This is a genomic window from Peribacillus frigoritolerans, from assembly GCF_004358755.1.
GTDB lineage: Bacteria > Bacillota > Bacilli > Bacillales > Bacillaceae > Bacillus_P.
Genome location: NZ_SMZY01000004.1, coordinates 137603 through 158123 on the forward strand (window position 1 = coordinate 137603; position 20521 = coordinate 158123).

Consider the following 20521-nt stretch of genomic DNA (forward strand, 5'->3'; position numbering starts at 1 on the left):
TTGTCTTGACTAATAAAAACGATAATCGTGAATCCAAAAACAAATACCCGAACAACAAGAAGCAGGATGCTGAATTCTCTAAAGAGATCAACATCCGAAGTGAAGAAACGAAAAAAGACCTAAAAAAATAAGAAAAGCGGAACCGACTGCTTAACTCCAACTTTCAGGTCTTACAAAAAAGCAAACAGCCCGGAAAGAATTTCTTTCAGGGCTGTTAAATCCACTTATTGCTGCTTCGCATTTTCTATTTCTTCAACCATAAGCGAAAGTTCTTCCCAGCGCTCCATTGTTGCTTCAAGCTCAGCATCTATTGCCTGCTGCTGCTCCATGAGCTGCTGAATCTTGCCATAGTCGCTGCCGCTTGAAGCAATTTGGCCTTCAAGCTCTTCTCTTTTTTCTTCCAGTTCTGCGATCTTATCTTCAATAACATCCCATTCCTGCTGCTCTTTATAAGAAAGTTTTTTTCGAAGTTTTGGAGCTGAAGCTGCCTCATGAAGTTTAGGAGCAGGGGCTGCACTTTCAGCCTCTTTCATTTTTTTCTTTGCATCCATAAAGTCTGAGTAGCTGCCTTGAAAACGGCTTACTGCTCCGCTGCCTTCAAACACAAGAAGATGATCCACTACCCGGTCAAGAAAATAACGGTCATGGGATACGGTGACGACAACACCGGGAAATTGATCAAGATAATCTTCAAGGACGCTTAGTGTTTGTGTGTCCAAGTCATTTGTAGGCTCATCCAGGAACAGAACGTTTGGCTCCTGCATTAGTACCTTAAGCAAATATAACCGGCGGCGTTCACCGCCTGATAGCTTGCGGATATATGTCCACTGCATCGATCTTGGGAACATAAAGCGTTCAAGCATTTGCTCGGCTGTGATCGTTTGATGATCGACTGTCTGCACAACCTCCGCGACTTCTTTGATGTACTCAACAACGCGCAAATCTTCATCCATCGCCTCATGATCCTGAGTGTAATAGCCGATTTTGACGGTTTCGCCAATTTCAACGTTTCCGCTGTCAGGCTGTATCCGTCCCGCTATTATATTCAGCAGCGTCGACTTCCCGCTTCCATTAGGTCCGATAATACCGAGTCTCTCTCCCGGAACAACGAGATAATTTACATTCGTCATTAAAGTGCGGTCCTGAAAAGCTTTTGACACATTTTCAAGTTCAATGACTTTTTTTCCCAGTCTTGTTGATCCGATGGCAAAATCCACGCTTTGTTTTGCTGCCGGTCCTTCCTGATCCTGAAGGTCTTCCACACGTCCGATGCGTGCTTTTTGTTTCGTTGTACGGGCCTTTGCACCTCGTCTAAGCCAGGCAAGCTCTCTGCGCAGCAGATTTTGGCGTTTGCTTTCAGACTGCTCGGCATTGAACTCGCGCTCTGCCTTTTTCTCCAGATATACTTCGTAGTTCCCCTCATATACATACAGCTTGCCATATTCTAATTCGAAAATTTGGTTTGTTACCCGGTTGAGAAAATAACGATCATGCGTCACAAGAAGAATAGAGCCCTTGTATTGCGCTAAAAAAGACTCCAGCCATTCGATTGTTTCATTATCCAGATGGTTTGTAGGCTCATCCAGAATCAGCAGATCTGCCGGCTGAATTAAAGCTTTTGCAATGGCCACCCGTTTCTTTTGGCCTCCGGATAAAAGCCTGACAGGTTTTGAAAAATCGGAAATACCGAGACGGGTCAGAACCGTTTTCGCAACCGTACTTGCTTCCCACGCATCATTTTCGTCCATTTTTTGCTGCATAGAAAGAAGCTTGGACTGTTTTTTTTCATCAGCCGGATTTGCTTCCAACTCAGAAAGAGCGAGCTCATAATCCCGCATCGCCCTCATGATGAGCGAGTCTCCATAATAGATCTGCTCAAGGACAGTCAATTCTTCCTCAAGCTCTGGCTGCTGAGGAAGGTATTCAATATGAAACGAATTCGCATGAATCATTTTTCCTTCTTCAACTGTCTCAAGCCCTGAAAGATATTTCAAAAGGGTTGATTTCCCTGTTCCGTTTGTCCCGATTAATCCAATTCGCTGCCTCTCAGCAATTGAAAAGGAAATATGGTCAAACAGTGTTTTTTCACCATATGTTTTATATAAATTCTCTACAGAAAGAATGCTCATTTATTTATCCGCCCTTATATCATGTTTCATTATATTGTACAGCAGGTAGATGCACAAAAACTAGCATAAGATATTTCCCATCCCTTTGTGGCTGATAAGCCTGGATCTATCCACTGGAAATATCATTCCTTTTTTCTACAGGAATCCGCAAATAACCTGGTTTATTTCCAAGGAAATGTCGAACTGCGCCTTTTTCCATTAATAAAAAAAAGAGACGCATATGGTCCCTCTCTCTTACTTGCTTTGTTCAACATTCAGCTCAATTAAATTTCCGTCCGGGTCATTGAAGAATATTTGATCAAAACCGCTCACTCCGTTTACATCTTCACGATATTCTATATGATGCTCAATAAGCCAGTCTAAAGCCTCTTTATAATTACCGATCCTCAGGGCAAGATGGCCTTCTCTGGAATTCAGGGTATGCTGCTTTCTCAGTGTTTGCGAATCTTCATCCACAATAAGATGAATCTGCTGTGAGCCGATTTCGTACCAGGCACAGTCAGAATTAAAAGGAGGTCTTTCCATTTCTTTTAAACATAATATATTTTCATAAAAATGCTTTGCCATCTCAAGATTGGTTACAGAAAGACTAACATGCTGAATAGATTGATTAAGAATCATCACACACACTCCAATAGTTTATAGTGTATTTCCTGCAGCAGGAATAGGATGCTCGGCCAGCAGCCTCGCCAAATGAACTAAGTTTAAGCTCATCGTCCTCGTATTCTTGATAGTAAACGCGTTTTCTTTTCCCGCTTCCATGTAGGAAGGACCTGGACCTGCTTCTCCAACCCAATAGACATCTGCATTAGGCGGGATAAGAAATCCGATGTGCTGCATTCCGTATAAAATCGAACGGGCTGCTTCCTTCGCGCCATCTTCGTTGCCTGTTACAGCCACGCCTCCTACTTTATTATAATATATAGACTGTCCTTTTTCATTCGTTTCACTGCTTGATGCATAAAGTCTTTCCATGACAAGAGAAGCAATGCTGCTCTTTTCTCCAAGCCAAAGGGGAGTGCCGATTACAACAATATCCGCTTCGGCTATTTTTTTCATAATCAGCGGCCAGTCATCGCCGCGTCCCATATCTTGTGCCATTCCAAATGCAATATTGTAGTCCGATATGCGCAATTCTTCCGTTTGCACATGTTCATTTTCCATGTGTTTTTGAGATTGTCTCATTAAGGATTCCGTGTTGGAAGGTTCGTTTCCCTTTTTTAAAGAACAATTTAAGTAGAGAGCTTTCAGCATGATCCAGTCTCCTTTTCGATTCATTTATAGTAATTTATTTGCCTTTTTCTTATTCCATCAAACATGAAAAGCCTCCCGCTGCTGCTCGGGAGGATTGAAGGCATTTCTCAGTTCCAGATGGCATCCGCCCATTCAGGATGATCAATGAATGGATTCCGGTTGTATTGATAGTCTTTGTAGATGATGTCATTTCTTCTTCTTTCCCGTGCATCAACCGGATCTTGTCTGTGCCATTCAAGCAATACAGACATTTTCCCATGCAGCGGGGCTGTTCCGTTATTCACATTATTGTTCAGCTCGAGATCCACCTCGCCGCTGTCTCCTTCATAACGGACAGCCATATAAAATAACATCCTGGCCACATCGCCTTTTACCGCATCTCTCGGCTCCCAGGAATCAGAATCATAATAGTTTCCTAAAGCTTCGGAGTGCTGTGATCCTCCGTTATCAAAATCAAGGTTTCCTCTTGAACTGTTTACTGAAACATCCGTCGGTCTTAAATGATGAATATCTGTTCCTGGACCGGCACTTGTTCCAAAATCGCCATGTGATTTTGCCCAGACATGCTCTCTGTTCCAGTCATTCACATTCCCGCCGTTTGTAAGCTTGCTTTGTGAACGCCCCGTATATAGCAGAATGACATTACTCGAATTGTTTGGATCTTCATCTGTGTTCCGGAGTGCATCCCAAACATTGTCATAAGAAAGTTCTCTATGATCGTCTATAATATTATGAAGTTCTGTCTTTAAAGCTTCACCTGTTTTTCCGACAGCAGACTGATAGTATGTGTCATCATAAGGAGAGGGCTCTGGATCTGTTGGATCTGTAGGGTCCGTGGGATCAGTAGTTCCAGTTTGTTTTTCCATAGCTGCCGTCCCCGTTATTCCTGCGTGAGAAAAATAGGCTGCAAGTTTTCCAGTTACTTTTATTTCCGTGCCTTTTAGAGAAGGGTTTGTTTTTAATCCAAATTGTGTTCTGAAAGAGGATGGAATTTGAACATAAATCATTTTAGTTGTACTTGTTTCTGATGGTGAATCTGCGAGAGCAAGTGCATAATCATTTGGATAATTGGCTGTCACTACCGTGCTCGTGGCAGTCGGCTGTCCAACAACGTAGCCTTTAACCGTTTTAACAGAACCATTTTGATCAGCATTCGCCTGAGCGACTGAATATGGTGCTGTCCAGGTCCCGTCTCCGGTCGAAGCTTGGGACGGGGAGACTTGAAACATTGGAATAAAAAAACTGAGCATAAGTGCCAGTTTTACGAATCGTGCAGCATGTTTGTTTTTAAGCAAAACGGTATTCCTCCTCATTTTTCTAATTGATTACAAAAAAAGAATACTATGGAAACATTAACTATTTATGATGATTTTGTAAATTTACGTCATTATCCTGCTTTTTTGCGAAAGATGAGAGAATGAGACTAGTGCCCTCTGTATCAATAAGCACAAAAAAATACACCTCTGTCTGAAGTGCATCTTTTCCGCCTATTAGTGATTTTGATCTTTCATATGCCCAGCCTTGCGTTTGTTCTTCCGTTTTACGCCAATTACGACAAAAACCAGAACGATAAAAAGCAAGGTGATTCCTACATTTAAAAACCCGCCAATAAAAAGGAAGAAGTCTTTAAAAAACTCACTCATTTATAATCACCTCTTCTCCCTTTTTACCCTCCCTGCAAATTGATAACCCTTGTACAGAGAGTTTGAAGGAGCTTAATCCAAGATAACAAAGTTCTTCCATTCATACGGAAGAAGCGACTGATACTTATCGGCTAAAAAACGGTCATCAACAAGCACGATGGTTCCGGTATCTTTTTCAGAACGGATCAGTCTGCCGCCCGCCTGCAAAACTTTGTTCATCCCCGGGAAAACATAGGCATAGTCAAATCCATTTTTACCTGACTGCTGAAAATAGGCTTTCATGATGTTTCTTTCAAACCCTATCTGAGGCAGGCCTACTCCAACAACGATGACCCCGTTTAACCGGTTGCCTATCAGATCAACACCTTCAGAAAAAATCCCTCCCATTACGGCAAATGCAATCATTGTCGTGCTGCTGTTTTCTTGAAATGCATCTAAAAAAGCTTCTCTCTCTGCTTCCGTCATCTGAGGCTGCTGAATCTTCATTTCAAAAGACGGATTTAGCTCTGTCAAATACTCAAATACTTCCTTCATATAAACGTAAGAAGGAAAAAAGATAAGGTAGTTTCCGCTTCGTTCTTCAAGCAGCTGTATGACCACTTGAGAGATTGGCGCCCTGCTTTTCTCCCTGTCATGATACCTGGTGGAAATTGGTTTAATAAAGACACCCAGGTTTTCTCTGGCAAATGGAGAGGGGATTTTCACTTGATAATCATCAGAAGTTCCTCCAAGCATGTCCATGTAAAAATGGATGGGAGAAAGCGTAGCTGAAAAATGGATACTTGAGCGAAACGGTTTTTTAATTTGTCCAAGAAGAAAAGACGGATCGAGACACAGCAGTTTAATCACTGTCTCTTTTCTATCTGCTTCTGCTGTCGTCACATATCTCTCATCATAGAACTTCGACATTTTCATGAATGTCTGAGCCTGAAAGTAGCAGTCCAGGAGAAGCTGCGACGGATTTCCCGTCAAAAGCTCTTTCTCCGCTTCTTTTACAAAAGGATCCAGAAGTTCCAAAAGCTCATGAGGCAAATCCTTCGTCAGCATCGGCTGATTTTCAACTTGTTTCTTCAGGGCAATAAAATAATCATTTATGTTCTTCGCATGTTTAAAAATGCCGCCTCGTTTAAATTCTCTTTTCAGCTGAAGAAAGTCCGACTTCCTTAAGTCTGCAGAAAACATCGCCCTTCCCCGGTCAACCAGATTATGAGCCTCATCAATCAGCAGGACCGATTTTTTCTTTTGTTCATCGAAAAAACGTTTTAAGGAGACGCGCGGGTCAAACACATAATTGTAATCACAAATCATGCCGTCTGAAGCAGATGCGAGATCTAATGAAAATTCAAAGGGGCAAACGGTATGCTTTAAAGAATATTCCTTAATAACATCAGCAGTTAAACGTGTTTCATTTGAGAGGATATCAAGCACCGCTCCGTTAATCCTGTCATAGTAACCATTTGCAAATTCGCAGTAATCCTTTTGGCAGCGGGTCTCATCCTTTAAACAAACTTTGTCCTTTGCTGTAATCGTAACCGCAGTAAAACACAGTCCCTTTGTTTCCATGTAAGAAAAGGTATCCTCTGCTGCTTTTCTTGTGATTGTCTTAGCCGTTAAGTAAAAGAGTCTATCTAATTTGCCTTCTCCCATCGCTTTCAATGCCGGAAAGACGGTCGAAATGGTTTTGCCGATTCCGGTTGAAGCTTGAGCAAACAAGTCCGTCTTGTCGCTGATTGCTTTGTAGACAGTTCCAGCAAGCTTCCTTTGACCCTCTCTATATCTTTCAAAAGGAAAAGATAACTCTTCCATACTTTTATCCCGTTTCTTTTGATGCGCGGCTCTTAATTCAGCATAGGGAGAATAGGCTTTTATCAATTCCTTCATGAAAGAATCAAGATCTGCTGACGAAAACGTGTTCCTGAACCTGATTTGTTCTCCCGACTGTACACTGACATAAGTCAGCTGCACCCCGATTTGATCAAGTTCCCTTTCTTTTAAAACAGCATATGCGTAGCATTTCGCCTGAGCCCAGTGAACCGGATGAGAATCCTGATTTAATAAAGAAAGATCACCGGCAGTTGATTTTATTTCATCAATATATGGCATATCTTCAGATAACAGAAGACCGTCACATCTTCCATCAATTAGAAATGAAAGATGATTATGCAGGATGACAGTCTGTAAAAATACTTCTTTTTGATCCGCTTCCCCGTAGGTTTCCTGAATCGCCTGATGTGCTTTTGTTCCTTCAGTCATCGTTGCTGAAGTTCTGAATCTTGAATCTATGCTTCCAGCTCTGAAAACATATTCTACTAGTGCTCTGACTGATATATGCACTACGTTCATTCCGCATCACCTATTATTAGTTTATCAGCAAGCTTATAATATAAAAAGAAATCGCCCATCAAAAGATGAGCGATTTTTAATAATTAACAGCAGCGCGAAACCTTGCCGCCTTTTGCGTTGTAGCGTGCTTCCTGTGCCTCGCAGAAAAATTCCTTTCTGCTTTGGACCGGCTGATCCGGGTGATGGATCATCATATGCTCCACATATTTTTCATAGCTCGGAACACCCGCGAGTAAACTGATAAATTGTTTTCTGAACTTAAGGATGGATGACAGTTTCTTATACATGGTGGCTTATGCCTCCTTCAGATCTCTCAATATACGGCGCCTCGTGCAAAGTGGTCTCCTTGTTCGTCAATACCTTAATCCATATGCGGATAGCCGAAATCAAGACAGCTATTACTACAATCATAAATATGGCGCAAAGGGCCGCATCCACATAGTCATTTATCAACACCTGCTTCATCTGGTCCGCATTCGCAGCAGGTGCAAGCACCTCTCCTTTATCAATCGCCCCTTTAAACAGATTTGCATGTGACAGGAAACCGATCTTCGGATTTTCATGGAAAAGCTTTTGCCATCCGGCTGTCATGGTTACGATTAAAATCCAAGTCGTCGGAACGAGAGTGATCCAAACGTAAGCTTTTTTGCCCATTTTGAAAAGAATGGTTGTACCAAGCAGCAGGGCAATTCCTGCCAGCATCTGATTGGCTATGCCGAACAGCGGCCAGAGTGTGTTTATTCCTCCTAATGGATCGATTACTCCCTGATAGAGGAAATATCCCCATCCGAGAACACATAGGGCAGTGGCAAGAATATTGGCCGGGAGATATTCTGTTCTGGCCAATGGTTTATATATATGACCCAATAAATCCTGAATCATAAAGCGCCCGACCCTTGTTCCCGCATCAATGGTTGTCAGAATAAATAAGGCTTCAAACAGGATGGCGAAATGGTACCAGAAGGCCATAAGAGCTTTACCGCCAATGACTTCAGAAAAGATATAAGCCATTCCGATGGCAAGCGTCGGAGCCCCTCCAGTTCTTGAGAGAACCGTCTCTTCTCCGACATCATCTGCAAGCGCTGTCAAATCATCCGGCGTTATTGTAAAACCCCAGCTCGAAACGGTTGCCGCCGCCTGTACAGCTTCCGTGCCAATCAGGGCAGGCGGACTATTAATAGCAAAATAGATCCCTGGCGTAAGCACACATGCAGCAATCATCGCCATAACTGCAACAAAGGATTCTGTCAGCATGGCGCCGTATCCGATCGGCCTCGCATGTGATTCTCTTTCAATCATTTTTGGCGTTGTACCGGAAGATACTAGAGCATGGAAGCCGGAAACCGCACCGCATGCGATTGTGATAAATAAAAACGGGAACATATTTCCTGCAAACACAGGGCCTGTACCATCTATAAATGGTGTGACAGACGGCATCTGCAGGTCTGGAGCTACAACGATAATTCCAAGTGCAAGACCGACAATCGTTCCGACTTTCAGGAATGTACTCAGATAGTCCCTTGGCGCAAGCAGCAGCCAAACCGGCAATACAGACGCAATGAAACCGTATACAATCATTAAAATAGCAATCGTTTCACCTTTATATGTAAACAGCTTGGCAAGTTCCGGTGTTTCGGCAACATGCTGACCGAGGAAGATCGATAAAAGAAGAAGAACGACTCCGATTATAGAACCTTCTCCAACTCTTCCCGGCCGAATATATCTCATATATATGCCCATGAATACAGCAATCGGAATCGTAGCTGCAATCGTAAACATACCCCACGGACTTCCTACAAGCGCTTTCACAACAACGAGAGCGAGTACAGCTAATAAAATAATCATAATTCCAAGAATGCCGACCATGGCAATGATTCCCGTTATCGGACCGATTTCCTCTTTAATCATTTCCCCTAATGACTTTCCTTTTCGTCGCATAGAACCAAACAAAATAATGAAATCCTGCACCGCTCCGGCAAGGATAACCCCGACAATAATCCAGATCGTCCCCGGCAAATAACCCATTTGTGCAGCGAGTATAGGTCCTACCAGCGGTCCAGCTCCGGCGATGGCTGCAAAGTGATGACCAAACAATACCCATTTGTTTGTCGGCACATAATCCTTGCCGTCATTGTGTGTCTCTGCAGGAGTTTCCCGCTTGTCATCAAGCTCAAATACTTTATTAGCAATAAAACGGCTGTAAAAACGGTAAGCAACCGCATACGAACAAACAGCTGCTGTCAGCAGCCAAATGGCGTTAATGCTCTCCCCCTGATTAAGAGCGATGACTGCAAATCCTGCTGCTCCCAGTGTGGAGACTAACCCCCAAATAATAATCGATCTTAAAGCCTTCATCTGCCATCATCCCTTCTGTAGCGTACACACTTATTATACGTTTGATGTCTGAATTTTTAAATAATTATTTTTTCGTATTTTAATAGTTAATAGTAGGATTTTAGATGAGGGAACAGGTTTAAGGAAAGAAAAAACCACAGTATGATTCTACTGTGGAGCACCTCGCTTATTTTTGTTTTTAATCGGAAGAATCATGGTGACTTCAGTGCCGGAACCAAGCTCGCTCTTATAAGCTACTCTACCTTTCATAGTTTCAATAATGCGCAGAGACACAGTTGTTCCAAGACCAGTTCCTTTATCCTTGGTAGAATAAAAAACAGTGCCGATTTGGGAAAGCTGATCCGCGGACATGCCTTTGCCTGTATCTGAAATGACGGTATACGCCTGTCCATTTTTAAAAAAGAGCTGCACCCTGACTATTCCCCCTTCTGGAGTAGCTTCAATGGCATTTTTAATCAGATTGACAAGCGCCTGTTTAAGCTGGCTTCGATCGGTTTCAATATAAAGACCCGGATGAAGCTGGCAGGATAACTTCACCCCTTGTTTTACTGCAAGCGCATTCAATAAATAAACAACATTATGTATTACTTCTGAAAGCTGAAATTCTTCTATTTTTTTCAGCTTCGGCTTAGCAAAATTCAAGTAATCATTCAGAATGGACTCGGCTCGGCCAATCTCACTCAAAATCAAACGCATATATTGCTCATCATTCTTCTTTTCTTTTTCCACCAGCTGCAAAAAACCTTTTACAACAGTCAGCGGATTCCGGACCTCGTGTGCTATGGATGCGGCAAGCTCTCCGATCGTATTTAGCTTTTCCGTACGGATAATCTCCTGCTTCATCATCTTCCGCTCAATGCCTGCTTCAAGGAGTTTAGCAGCTATCCCAATGGCAATGACTTGTAAAATTCCGAAGATGAACACATAAAATAATAGTTTCTTACTGCTGCTGAAGGTGTAATCAGATGTGATTAAAAAAGAGAGCAGAATGCCAAGCTGAACAACAGCAGGCCAAAATCCAATAATGATTGAAAGCTGAATCCTTTTTTTAGGCTTGTACTTTCTGAAGCGCTTTGAAAACAGGAAAGGTCCAATCAGTGCGAGAAAGGCGCTTATATATCCAAACAAGATTGCTTCCCCGCCTACATATGTTCTTGCGAGCAGAATGAAAATGAAGACGATCAAGCCGGCAGCAGGACCTCCATACAGCAATGCAAAGACCATTGGTACATACCTTAAATCCCAATAAAGACCGTAATCATAAAACGAGAAAATCATGCACAAAAAGGCAGCGATCCCGTATATGACCCCGGAGAAATAAGGTGATGCCGTTATGCGCTTGTTTTCAAGAATAACCGTGTAAATCAAGACAGGAACCAAGACGATCAAAACATGTAACGTCAATTTCTCTGCGAGCATCGTAATTTCCCCAATTATATTTGTGTTTTGAGTTCTTATTCGACAAAAACCGCATAATTCCTCTTTATTATTCGAATTAACACACTATTTAAATAAGCGTTTAATTGATGTTTTAAACCCCAATAAAACAGGTATCTGTACAAGCATGGAGGTGTTTTTGACATGACCGATAAAAAGAATAAGCAAAAACAGGATAACCCTGAGCAAATTCCTGGCCGTGACGGAAAAACATTAATTGAACGGGAAAATGAAATGACTGTTGATGCGATTCCAGTCGAAGAAGTAAAGATCGGACTGCAAGATGAGAAAAAGAAACATAAAACTAAAAATCAATCTTCAAGTGATTAACCTTTAAGGCTAGATAGCAAAAATCTCTCAATTTCATTTCTGCCTTATATAAAAATCCTCCCGCTTCTAAGCAGGAGGATTTTATTTAATTCATTTCATTCCAGTATTAGCCTTCACAAGAATCTCATCAAATTTCTTCGCATCTTCTTTTTTGCTTGAAACGATCGTTCCAATGTAAGCGCCGAGGAATCCAAGCGGGATTGAAACAATACCCGGATTAGACAGGCTGAACAATGGATCTCCAACGAAAATCGCTGCTCCGGCCTCTGGTGACCATACATTAGGGCTGAGGGCTACAAGAATAAGAGAACTGAACAAGCCCGTGAGCATTCCTGTAACTGCTCCTGCTGTATTAAACCGTTTCCAGAAAATCGTCAGCAAGAGAATCGGCAGGTTTGCGCTTGCTGCGACAGCAAAGGCGAGTGCAACTAAAAATGCTACGTTCATGTTCTGTGCAAACAATGCAAGAAGAATCGAAAGAATAGCCACACCGATTGATGCCCATCTGGCTGCCACAACCTGCTCCTTCTCCGTTGCTTCTCCCCGGCGAAGAATATGGCTGTAAAAGTCATGGGCAAATGCAGAAGCAGCTGACAGCACGAGTCCCGCTACAACAGCGAGTATGGTTGCGAATGCAACTGCTGAAACAAAGGCAAATAAGAAATCTCCGCCAATCGCTTCTGCAAGCAATGGCGCTGCCATGTTCCCGGCTGAATTGGCCGCTACGATATTGTCATAGCCGACAAACGCTGCAGCTCCAAAACCTAAAAAGACAGTCATTACATAAAATACACCGATAATCCATGTTGCATACACAACGGATTTCCGAGCTGTAATAGCATCTTTAACGGTAAAGAAACGGATCAGGATATGAGGTAGACCGGCTGTTCCAAGCACAAGCGCCAGATTCAGCGAAATCGTATCCAGCGGATTTTTAAACTTGTTCCCCGGATTCAAAAAGCTCTCACCAAGCGGTGTCGGTGTCGCCGTCTGCATCTCAGAGAACATTTTCATGATGCTGAAATCGAATTTAGCAAACACAATCACCGAAATAACAAATGTACCAATCATAAGAAGAACAGCTTTTACAATCTGCACCCAGCTCGTTGCAGTCATTCCTCCGAATACAACATAGATGGTCATCAGCGTTCCGACAATCAAAACAGAATACACATAATCAATGCCAAGCAGCAGATGAATAAGCCCTCCTGCTCCTACTAGCTGCGCGATCATATAAAAGATTGAAATAGAGATCGTATTCAGCGCCGCAACGCCGCGCACCTTACTATTATTAAACCTTGCCGCTATCATGTCAGCCATAGTGTATTTCCCCAAATTTCTAAGAGGTTCAGCCACTATGTATAACACCACAAGATACGCAACTAAAAATCCAATACTGTAAAAAAATCCGTCAAACCCAGAAAGCGCTATCATTCCTGCGATCCCTAAAAAAGAAGCAGCTGACATATAGTCACCAGCGATGGCAAGGCCATTTTGAAAGCCGGTTAAACTGCTGTCCGCGGTGTAAAAATCACTTGTAGTCTTTGTACGCTTAGAGGCAAAATAAGTGATAAATAATGTCATAATTACGATTCCTAAAAAGAGAGAAAATGCCAGCATGTTCATTGTATGTGTCCTCCTTTACCTTTTTGCCTCGGCTTTAATTTGTTCTACAATCTGATCAAACTTCTTTGCCCGGCTGGAATAAAGCATACAGAAAGTCCAAGTCATAATAAATTGGGCAAAAGCGAAGACCCATGCCCAGCTGATCGGGCCGACTGCATACTCATTCAGTACGGTTGAATAAGCCGTTAACACCGGCAATGTAAAATAAAAGGCTAAGAAAAATAAAGACATTGGCAAGATAAAACTTCTCTTTGTCTGAAGCAGTTTTTGAAAGGATTCTGACTGAACAATTTTGGTGTAATCGACTGAGGACTGCGCGGACTTTAATTGCTGCTTTTCATTACTCACTACCTGTTCCCCCTTTAGTTAATAGTTTTAAAAACCCAGCCCTCCTTAATTCCAAATTTTCACACTCTTATTATATATTTATCTGAAAAATATGTAAATTTAGATAACTCTTTTTTAAAAAATAACCTCCTTTAGACTCATCCAAAGATAGATATAATTCATAAGGTAGACTAAAATAAGAAAGATTACTGCATTCTATTATCGGTGAAAGCTGTTAAGGAGGATACGATGGAGAAAAAGAATACACTTCCAACCCGCAAGCTGCTTGGAATTGCAGGACTTGGCTGGCTGTTTGATGCCATGGACGTTGGAATGCTCTCATTTATTATAGCCGCGCTTCAATCTGATTGGGGGTTGAGCGTGAAGCAAATGGCCTGGATCGGCAGCATGAATTCAATCGGAATGGCCGTTGGCGCCCTCGTCTTTGGATTATTATCTGACCGGATCGGACGAAAACATGTTTTTATTATTACCTTGCTTCTCTTTTCAATCGGGAGCGGACTGTCTGCTTTTACAACGACATTAACCGCCTTCCTCATACTAAGGTTTTTTGTTGGAATGGGCCTTGGAGGAGAACTTCCTGTTGCATCAACACTGGTATCTGAAAGTGTAGCACCTGAAAAACGGGGACGAATTGTCGTCCTGCTTGAAAGCTTCTGGGCCGCAGGCTGGCTTATTGCCGCCCTTATCTCATATTTTGTTATTCCAAGATTTGGATGGCAAACGGCTCTGCTTCTAAGCGCGCTTCCTGCATTTTATGCACTGTACTTACGGATCAAGCTTCCGGACTCTCCCCAGTTTTTAGCGATCAAGAAAGAACAGAAGCCTTCGATAATGGAAAACATCAAAATGGTTTGGTCCAAGGATTACATCCGTCAGACGACTATGCTTTGGATACTTTGGTTCTGTGTCGTCTTTTCTTACTACGGCATGTTTTTATGGCTGCCAAGTGTCATGGTACTGAAAGGTTTCAGTTTAATTAAAAGCTTCCAGTATGTACTTATTATGACTCTTGCTCAGTTACCGGGCTATTTTACAGCAGCATGGTTTATAGAGAAATTCGGAAGGAAATTTGTTTTAACGACTTATTTAGTCGGTACAGCAATCAGCGCTTATTTCTTTGGAACGGCAGAATCTCTCACCATGTTGCTTACATCAGGAATATTCCTTTCATTCTTTAACTTAGGAGCATGGGGCGCGCTTTACGCCTATACACCAGAGCAATATCCGACAGCCGTTCGCGGTACTGGAGCTGGAATGGCTGCATCATTCGGACGTATTGGCGGGGTTTTGGGACCGTTAGTTGTTGGTTATCTTGTGGCTCAAAACACTCCAATGACCATGATCTTTTCCATATTCTGTGTATCCATTCTGATTGGTGTCCTGGCTGTAATCATTCTTGGAAAAGAAACAAAAGCCAAACAGCTGTTTTAAAATAACAAAAGCAAAAGCACCTCTCGCAGATAACTTTATTTCGTTATCCACAACCAATCGCCTTTTTTAATTACCTAGACAACGAAAAACCCCTTCAACCATTAAGAGTTGAAGGGGTTTTCTATTAATGGCCTCCCAGGTACGCCATTTTCAGCTGATCACTTGCATTTAATTCTTCTGCCGTTCCAGACAGCACAACCTTCCCAGTTTCAATTACATAGACTCTATCAGCTATCGACAAAGCCATGTTTGCATTTTGTTCAACTAATAGAATGGTTGTTCCAGTCTTATTGATCTCTTCAATAATTCTGAAGATCGTTTTAACGAGCAGCGGCGCAAGTCCCATAGATGGTTCATCCAGCAGGAGAAGTTTAGGGCGGGCCATTAGCGCGCGGCCCATTGCAAGCATCTGCTGTTCTCCTCCTGATAATGTTCCTGCCTGCTGTTTTTTGCGCTCAAACAGCCTTGGAAAGAGTTCAAATACTTTTTCAAAATCCCTTTTTATTTCAGCTTTATCTTTGCGCAAGTAAGCTCCAAGCTCTAAATTCTCCTCAACTGTCATGTTGGCAAATACTCTTCGCCCCTCAGGAACATGTGATATTCCTTGTTTAACGATTGTTTGAGCCGCTTTTCCTGCAATTGATTTCTCCTGGAAAAGCACCTCTCCCTTTTTAGGCTTTAAAAGTCCTGAAATCGTTTTTAATAAAGTGCTCTTCCCGGCTCCATTCGCACCGATCAAGGTCACAATTTCACCTTGATTGATCTCTAGAGATACATCCTTGATTGCTTGTATGTTTCCGTAGTATACATTGATTCCATTTACTTTCAGCATTATGAAACCTCCTCGCCGAGATACGCTTCGATGACTTTTGGATTGTTTCTGATTTCCTCAGGCACCCCCTGAGCAATCAACTGGCCATGATCAAGTACATAAATTCGTTCACAAACACCCATGACAAGCGGCATATCATGCTCAATCAGCAAAACCGTCAAATCAAACTTCGCGCGAATAAATGCAATCAAATTCATGAGCTCTTCTGTTTCCTGCGGGTTCATCCCTGCGGCAGGCTCATCTAATAGAAGCAGCTTTGGATGGGCTGCAAGAGCACGTGCAATTTCCAGCCGGCGCTGCTGACCGTATGGAAGGTTTTTTGCTTTTTCATCTTTCACTTTATCCAGTTTGAAAATCTTAAGAAATTCAATCGCTTTTTCTTCCATCTCACGTTCACCGGCAAAGTGGGAAGGAAGTCTTAAAATAGAGCTTGCTATAGAATGCTTTGCAAGAGAATGATAGGCTACTTTAACATTATCGAGAACCGAAAGTTCACCAAACAGTCGAATATTCTGAAACGTCCTGCTTATTCCTTTGCGCGTAATTTTATAGGGAACAAGACCATTCAGCTTTTGTCCTTCCAGCATCAGCGTTCCTTCTGTAGGTACATATACGCCTGTCAAAAGATTAAAAAAAGTCGTTTTTCCGGCTCCGTTTGGACCGATCAATCCAACAAGCTCACCTTTATTCAATTCGATATTGACGGATGAAAGAGCCTTAAGACCCCCAAATTTTATGCCTAAATTCTGCACGTTAAGCAACGGTGTTTTTGCTGTCATGATCAGGACCTCCTTTGATGCCATTGCGGTTTTTGAAAAAAGAAGTGATTTCTTTCGTGCCAAGCAAGCCTTGCGGACGATAAAGCATCATAACGATAAGGACGAGACTGTAAATGATCATTCTTGTCTCTGGATATTCCTGAAGGAAAGTAGAAACAATCGTAAGAAGGATTGCAGCCAGGACAGCACCAGACATACTGCCAAGTCCACCTAGAACAACAAAGATTAAAATATCAAATGACTTCAAAAAGCCGAAGTTTGTAGGCTGAATGATATAAAAATTATGTGCGTACAGTCCGCCGGCAATTCCGGCAAAAAAGGATCCAATAACAAATGCCGCTACTTTATAGTACGTTGTATTGATTCCCATCGCATCAGCTGCTATTTCATTTTCACGAATGGAAATACAGGCACGTCCATGAGTCGAATTCGTAAAATTGACGATTGCAAGAATAGTAAGCATTAAGCACCCGAATACCCAAGGCCATGTGGTGAGATGGGATACCTGCATACCGCTTGCTCCGCCGACGTAATCGATATTTAAAAGCGTGATGCGGACAATTTCACCGAACCCAAGTGTAGCGATTGCAAGATAATCCCCTTTTAAGCGCAAACTTGGAATCCCAATAATCAGACCTGCAACTGCTGCTGCAAGGCCACCGACAATCAGTGAAACAGAGAAAGGCAGCTGCAATTTCATCGTAATAACAGCTGAAGCATACGCGCCTACTGCTAAAAAGCCGGCATGTCCGATGGAAAATTGACCGGTAATCCCTATAATAAGATGAAGACTTGCTGCCAAAATAATATTAATGGCTATAAAGTACAAAGCGTTGACAAGATAGATGTTTAAAAACCCGCCGGAGATTAAAACCTGTACGACGATGAAAACAACGAATGCCAAACCGATTGAATACCAAAATCCTTTTGATTTTTTCATTGCAGTCATCCCCTTACACCTTCTCTCTTACATTTTTGCCGAACAATCCTGATGGACGGAAGATAAGAATGAGAATGAGGACGATAAATGCTACTCCATCACGCCATAAGGAGTAGCCCATAGCACTTACCAGTGATTCAATGACTCCCAGAAGTAATCCGCCTACCATCGCACCTGGAATAATCCCGATTCCGCCTAATACTGCAGCGACAAAGGCCTTTAAGCCTGGGATAATCCCCATAAGAGGCTCAATTTTAATATAGTAAGTTCCAAAAATAACACCCGCTGCACCAGCTAAAGCAGAGCCAATTGCGAAAGTAGCAGAAATGGTATTGTCTACATTAATACCCATCAGTCTTGCTGCATCTGCATCATATGAAACCGCACGCATGGCTTTGCCGATTTTTGTTTTATGGACAATAAATTGAAGCAAGATCATAAGCCCGACAGAAATACCCAGAATAAATAATGACTGACTGCTGATTGTGACGCCGAAAATGGAAATGCTCTCAGATGGCAGAACCGTTCCAGGATATGCTTCCGGCTGCGCTCCCCTCACATAAATAACTCCGTACTCAATTAGAAGGGAAACTCCAATTGCTGTTATAAGCGCTGCAATTCTAGTCGCATTTCTCAAAGGTTTATAAGCAATTCTCTCGATTAAGACTCCGAATAATGCACAAACGGCCATTGATATGATTAAGGCTGGAAAAAAACCGAGTTCTAAAATGGTAATTGAGTAAAACCCTACAAAGGCACCTATCATAAATACATCACCATGAGCAAAGTTTATGAGCTTCACGATGCCATATACCATTGTATAGCCAAGTGCAATTAACGCATAAATACTGCCCAGAGATATTCCGTTGACAATCTGCTGAAAAATTTCCATAATCTCTTTCTCCCCTGAAAGTCCATTATTTTGTATGGCAGTTTAAAACAAAAGTGCAAGAATTCACCCTTCTTATATCCTAAATTCAGAATAGGGGGCAGTGCCCCCTATTCCTTTTGCTTTTTATTGTGTTTATTCAGGATCTACATTCGTTTTAAATGTTTGCTCGCCATCTTTATATTCAAGGATAGCCGCTGACTTAACTGGGTCATGAAGCTCATCAAGCGTCAGGTTCCCAGAAACAAGAGCAAGTTCTTTTGTTTCTTCGATTGCTTTTTGAAGCTTCTCAGGGTCAGCACCGCCTGCACGTTTAATAGCGTCAGCCAGGAAATAGCCTGTATCGTATCCAAGCGCATTAAAGGCATCAGGAGATTTGTCTTTGTATTTCGCCTTGAACGCTTTTACAAAATCCTGAATTTTCTCATCCGGATCTCCAGCAGAATAGTGATTTGTAATGAATGTATTGTTTAAAGCTTCTCCGCCTGCAATTTCAATCAGCTTCGGAGAATCCCATCCGTCGCCCCCCATGAAAGGAACATCAATTCCAAGCTCACGGGCTTGTTTCACAATTAGACCTACCTCTTCATAGTAGCCAGGAAGGAATACAAATTCAGGATTAGCTGACTTGATTCTTGTAAGAGTTGCACGGAAGTCTGTATCTTTTGCTACATAAGCTTCCTCTGAAACAATTTTACCGCCGTTTTTCTCAAATGATTCTTTGAAGGATTTTGCAAGTCCTTTTGCATAATCGCTTGAGCTATCGATTAGGACTGCTGCATTTTTAACAGATAAGTCTCCAGTTGCAAAGTTTGCTGCAACCGTTCCTTGAAATGGATCGATAAAGCATGTACGGAATACATAATCATTCACTTTGCCATCCGTATTCGTTATAGTCGGGTTCGTTCCAGTCGGTGTGATTAATGGCACTTTATTATCCTGTGCAACCTGCACCTGGGCCAGCGTATTTGTACTTGTTGCTGCACCAATGATTGCAGCTACCTTATCTTGGCTAACTAGTTTAATAGCTCCATTTGTCGCTTCAGCTGCATCTGATTTATTATCAAACTCAACAAGTTCAATTTTTTTGCCGTCGATGCCTTTTTTATTTATTTCCTCTAAAGCAAGTTCCAGGCCTTCCGAAATGGATTGACCATAAGATGCTACTCCGCCGGATAATTCTAAGTTCGCACCGATTTTAATTGTTTCTCCTTCGGATGAACCTGTGCTTTTTGCACCGCATCCTGCCATCACGCCAGCTGAAATCATCAGTGACATAAACACTGCCATTAATCTTCTCTTTTTCATTCGTATCCCCCGTTTTTGATCATATTTTGATGCAAAGTTGCCATTTTATCCGTTCATCGCTGTAGTCGAACCACCTCCTAAAGATTCTTTCACTCTAATTAAATGACTCTTCTAAAGAAAATTAATATTCTGAAAATATAGTATAATATTATTTGATATCCGTCTATAGTATCTTTTTCTTTTTATTTATTGACATTCCAGCTTCAGTTGATCCCTTTATCCAGATAGCAAAGTGAATCAAAGCACGCTATTATATTTTATTCAGCAAACTATATAAATATAAAAAGAAAGCACCATGAAGTAAGATGCTTTCTCTCATTATTTTATAAATATTCACTTTTCGGCTAAAACATCTGCAAAAGCTTTTACATAAGGCGGCAGGTCCGGCGGTCTTCTGCTTGAAACAATGTGTCCGTCAACAACAACTGCTTCATTATGCCACGTTGCACCTGCGTTCTCCATATCATCTTTAATGCCTGGTGTGCTTGTTACATTTCTTCCTTCTAAGATTCTTGCTGAAATCAGCACCCATCCTGCATGACAGATCTGTCCGATCGGCTTTTCTTTTTCATGCATGTCCTTCACCATTTGAAGAACCTCTGGATATCGTCTTAGTTTATCAGGCGCCCATCCTCCAGGAACCAATATCGCATCATAATCTCCAGACTGAATATCGGCGAATGCATAATCCGCTGTTGCCGGAACACCATACTTCCCGATATAGGTTTCGCCTGCTTTTTCGCCTACTAAGTGGACTTCAGCCCCTTCTTCCTGTAAACGAAGCACAGGGTACCATAATTCAAGATCTTCAAAATCGGCGCTGACCAGCGCAATGACTTTTTTATTTGATAAACGCATTGTCCCACCTCCAGTT

20 protein-coding genes are annotated in these 20521 nt (G+C 42.0%); 3 read left to right on the top strand and 17 right to left on the bottom strand.

The window, feature by feature from the left end:
- The first annotated feature begins 5 nt into the window (after positions 1–5).
- Positions 6–131 carry a hypothetical protein gene (locus E2R53_RS23660; protein WP_286166290.1) on the top strand — a complete coding sequence of 42 codons (126 nt, stop codon included), beginning with the start codon at positions 6–8 and terminating at the stop codon, positions 129–131.
- Between the two features lie 93 nt (positions 132–224).
- Here the strand turns inward: E2R53_RS23660 and E2R53_RS18360 are convergent, their stop codons facing one another.
- From E2R53_RS18360 to E2R53_RS18400, 9 genes are all read right to left on the bottom strand, one after another.
- On the bottom strand, positions 225–2129 hold the full coding sequence (locus E2R53_RS18360; protein ID WP_133313218.1) for an ABC-F family ATP-binding cassette domain-containing protein: 1905 nt from the start codon (positions 2127–2129) through the stop codon (positions 225–227).
- 234 nt (positions 2130–2363) lie between these two features.
- Positions 2364–2750: a VOC family protein gene (locus tag E2R53_RS18365; protein WP_133313219.1), complete on the bottom strand. Its 387-nt coding sequence runs from the start codon at positions 2748–2750 to the stop codon at positions 2364–2366.
- Positions 2751–2768: 18 nt separating this feature from the next.
- A complete protein-coding gene (locus tag E2R53_RS18370) occupies positions 2769–3383 on the bottom strand; it encodes a flavodoxin family protein (protein ID WP_286166291.1) in 615 nt (204 codons plus the stop codon).
- Between the two features lie 107 nt (positions 3384–3490).
- The gene (locus tag E2R53_RS18375; protein ID WP_133313389.1) at positions 3491–4633 is read right to left on the bottom strand and encodes an endonuclease; all 1143 of its coding nucleotides are present in this window, start codon (positions 4631–4633) and stop codon (positions 3491–3493) included.
- 240 nt (positions 4634–4873) lie between these two features.
- On the bottom strand, positions 4874–5026 hold the full coding sequence (locus tag E2R53_RS18380) for a hypothetical protein (protein WP_133313220.1): 153 nt from the start codon (positions 5024–5026) through the stop codon (positions 4874–4876).
- 72 nt (positions 5027–5098) lie between these two features.
- Positions 5099–7369, bottom strand: coding sequence for an ATP-dependent DNA helicase (locus E2R53_RS18385; protein ID WP_133313221.1), 2271 nt, complete (start codon positions 7367–7369; stop codon positions 5099–5101).
- 83 nt (positions 7370–7452) lie between these two features.
- Positions 7453–7656, bottom strand: a complete 204-nt coding sequence (locus tag E2R53_RS18390) for a YbdD/YjiX family protein (RefSeq protein ID WP_133313222.1) — start codon at positions 7654–7656, stop codon at positions 7453–7455.
- Entirely contained in the window at positions 7649–9724 is a 2076-nt protein-coding gene (locus tag E2R53_RS18395; protein WP_133313223.1) for a carbon starvation CstA family protein, read from the bottom strand. The genes E2R53_RS18390 and E2R53_RS18395 overlap by 8 nt, the downstream gene beginning before the upstream one ends.
- A gap of 147 nt (positions 9725–9871) precedes the next feature.
- On the bottom strand, positions 9872–11143 hold the full coding sequence (locus E2R53_RS18400) for an ATP-binding protein (protein ID WP_133313224.1): 1272 nt from the start codon (positions 11141–11143) through the stop codon (positions 9872–9874).
- Positions 11144–11305: 162 nt separating this feature from the next.
- Here E2R53_RS18400 and E2R53_RS18405 point away from each other — a divergent pair, with 162 nt between their 5' ends.
- Positions 11306–11491, top strand: coding sequence for a hypothetical protein (locus tag E2R53_RS18405; RefSeq protein ID WP_133313225.1), 186 nt, complete (start codon positions 11306–11308; stop codon positions 11489–11491).
- Positions 11492–11581: 90 nt separating this feature from the next.
- On the opposite strand, the gene E2R53_RS18410 is transcribed toward E2R53_RS18405, so the two are convergent.
- Entirely contained in the window at positions 11582–13117 is a 1536-nt protein-coding gene (locus tag E2R53_RS18410; protein WP_133313226.1) for a solute symporter family protein, read from the bottom strand.
- 15 nt (positions 13118–13132) lie between these two features.
- Positions 13133–13465, bottom strand: a complete 333-nt coding sequence (locus tag E2R53_RS18415) for a DUF485 domain-containing protein (protein ID WP_133313227.1) — start codon at positions 13463–13465, stop codon at positions 13133–13135.
- Between the two features lie 228 nt (positions 13466–13693).
- Here E2R53_RS18415 and E2R53_RS18420 point away from each other — a divergent pair, with 228 nt between their 5' ends.
- Entirely contained in the window at positions 13694–14899 is a 1206-nt protein-coding gene (locus E2R53_RS18420) for an MFS transporter (protein ID WP_133313228.1), read from the top strand.
- A 124-nt stretch (positions 14900–15023) separates the two neighbouring features.
- Here E2R53_RS18420 and E2R53_RS18425 read toward each other — a convergent pair whose 3' ends face one another.
- The 6 genes from E2R53_RS18425 to E2R53_RS18450 form a co-directional block, all read right to left on the bottom strand.
- Positions 15024–15731 carry an ABC transporter ATP-binding protein gene (locus E2R53_RS18425; RefSeq protein ID WP_133313229.1) on the bottom strand — a complete coding sequence of 236 codons (708 nt, stop codon included), beginning with the start codon at positions 15729–15731 and terminating at the stop codon, positions 15024–15026.
- Positions 15731–16510, bottom strand: a complete 780-nt coding sequence (locus E2R53_RS18430; protein WP_133313230.1) for an ABC transporter ATP-binding protein — start codon at positions 16508–16510, stop codon at positions 15731–15733. The genes E2R53_RS18425 and E2R53_RS18430 overlap by 1 nt, the downstream gene beginning before the upstream one ends.
- Positions 16485–17459: a branched-chain amino acid ABC transporter permease gene (locus E2R53_RS18435; protein WP_133313231.1), complete on the bottom strand. Its 975-nt coding sequence runs from the start codon at positions 17457–17459 to the stop codon at positions 16485–16487. The genes E2R53_RS18430 and E2R53_RS18435 overlap by 26 nt, the downstream gene beginning before the upstream one ends.
- A gap of 4 nt (positions 17460–17463) precedes the next feature.
- Entirely contained in the window at positions 17464–18342 is an 879-nt protein-coding gene (locus E2R53_RS18440; protein WP_133313232.1) for a branched-chain amino acid ABC transporter permease, read from the bottom strand.
- A 132-nt stretch (positions 18343–18474) separates the two neighbouring features.
- A complete protein-coding gene (locus E2R53_RS18445; protein WP_133313233.1) occupies positions 18475–19647 on the bottom strand; it encodes an ABC transporter substrate-binding protein in 1173 nt (390 codons plus the stop codon).
- Between the two features lie 333 nt (positions 19648–19980).
- Positions 19981–20505 carry a type 1 glutamine amidotransferase domain-containing protein gene (locus E2R53_RS18450; protein ID WP_133313234.1) on the bottom strand — a complete coding sequence of 175 codons (525 nt, stop codon included), beginning with the start codon at positions 20503–20505 and terminating at the stop codon, positions 19981–19983.
- Between the last annotated feature and the right edge of the window lie 16 nt (positions 20506–20521).

Coding starts and splice junctions, on each gene's coding strand:
- E2R53_RS18405 (WP_133313225.1), top strand. CDS start 11,306: ATGACCGATAAAAAGAATAAGCAAAAACAGGATAACCCTGAGCAAATT.
- E2R53_RS18360 (WP_133313218.1), bottom strand. CDS start 2,129: ATGAGCATTCTTTCTGTAGAGAATTTATATAAAACATATGGTGAAAAA.
- E2R53_RS18435 (WP_133313231.1), bottom strand. CDS start 17,459: ATGACTGCAATGAAAAAATCAAAAGGATTTTGGTATTCAATCGGTTTG.
- E2R53_RS18440 (WP_133313232.1), bottom strand. CDS start 18,342: ATGGAAATTTTTCAGCAGATTGTCAACGGAATATCTCTGGGCAGTATT.
- E2R53_RS18385 (WP_133313221.1), bottom strand. CDS start 7,369: ATGAACGTAGTGCATATATCAGTCAGAGCACTAGTAGAATATGTTTTC.
- E2R53_RS18400 (WP_133313224.1), bottom strand. CDS start 11,143: ATGCTCGCAGAGAAATTGACGTTACATGTTTTGATCGTCTTGGTTCCT.
- E2R53_RS18425 (WP_133313229.1), bottom strand. CDS start 15,731: ATGCTGAAAGTAAATGGAATCAATGTATACTACGGAAACATACAAGCA.
- E2R53_RS18450 (WP_133313234.1), bottom strand. CDS start 20,505: ATGCGTTTATCAAATAAAAAAGTCATTGCGCTGGTCAGCGCCGATTTT.
- E2R53_RS18380 (WP_133313220.1), bottom strand. CDS start 5,026: ATGAGTGAGTTTTTTAAAGACTTCTTCCTTTTTATTGGCGGGTTTTTA.
- E2R53_RS18410 (WP_133313226.1), bottom strand. CDS start 13,117: ATGAACATGCTGGCATTTTCTCTCTTTTTAGGAATCGTAATTATGACA.
- E2R53_RS18445 (WP_133313233.1), bottom strand. CDS start 19,647: ATGAAAAAGAGAAGATTAATGGCAGTGTTTATGTCACTGATGATTTCA.
- E2R53_RS18375 (WP_133313389.1), bottom strand. CDS start 4,633: ATGCTCAGTTTTTTTATTCCAATGTTTCAAGTCTCCCCGTCCCAAGCT.
- E2R53_RS18420 (WP_133313228.1), top strand. CDS start 13,694: ATGGAGAAAAAGAATACACTTCCAACCCGCAAGCTGCTTGGAATTGCA.
- E2R53_RS18390 (WP_133313222.1), bottom strand. CDS start 7,656: ATGTATAAGAAACTGTCATCCATCCTTAAGTTCAGAAAACAATTTATC.
- E2R53_RS18370 (WP_286166291.1), bottom strand. CDS start 3,383: ATGCTGAAAGCTCTCTACTTAAATTGTTCTTTAAAAAAGGGAAACGAA.
- E2R53_RS18430 (WP_133313230.1), bottom strand. CDS start 16,510: ATGACAGCAAAAACACCGTTGCTTAACGTGCAGAATTTAGGCATAAAA.
- E2R53_RS18365 (WP_133313219.1), bottom strand. CDS start 2,750: ATGATTCTTAATCAATCTATTCAGCATGTTAGTCTTTCTGTAACCAAT.
- E2R53_RS18395 (WP_133313223.1), bottom strand. CDS start 9,724: ATGAAGGCTTTAAGATCGATTATTATTTGGGGGTTAGTCTCCACACTG.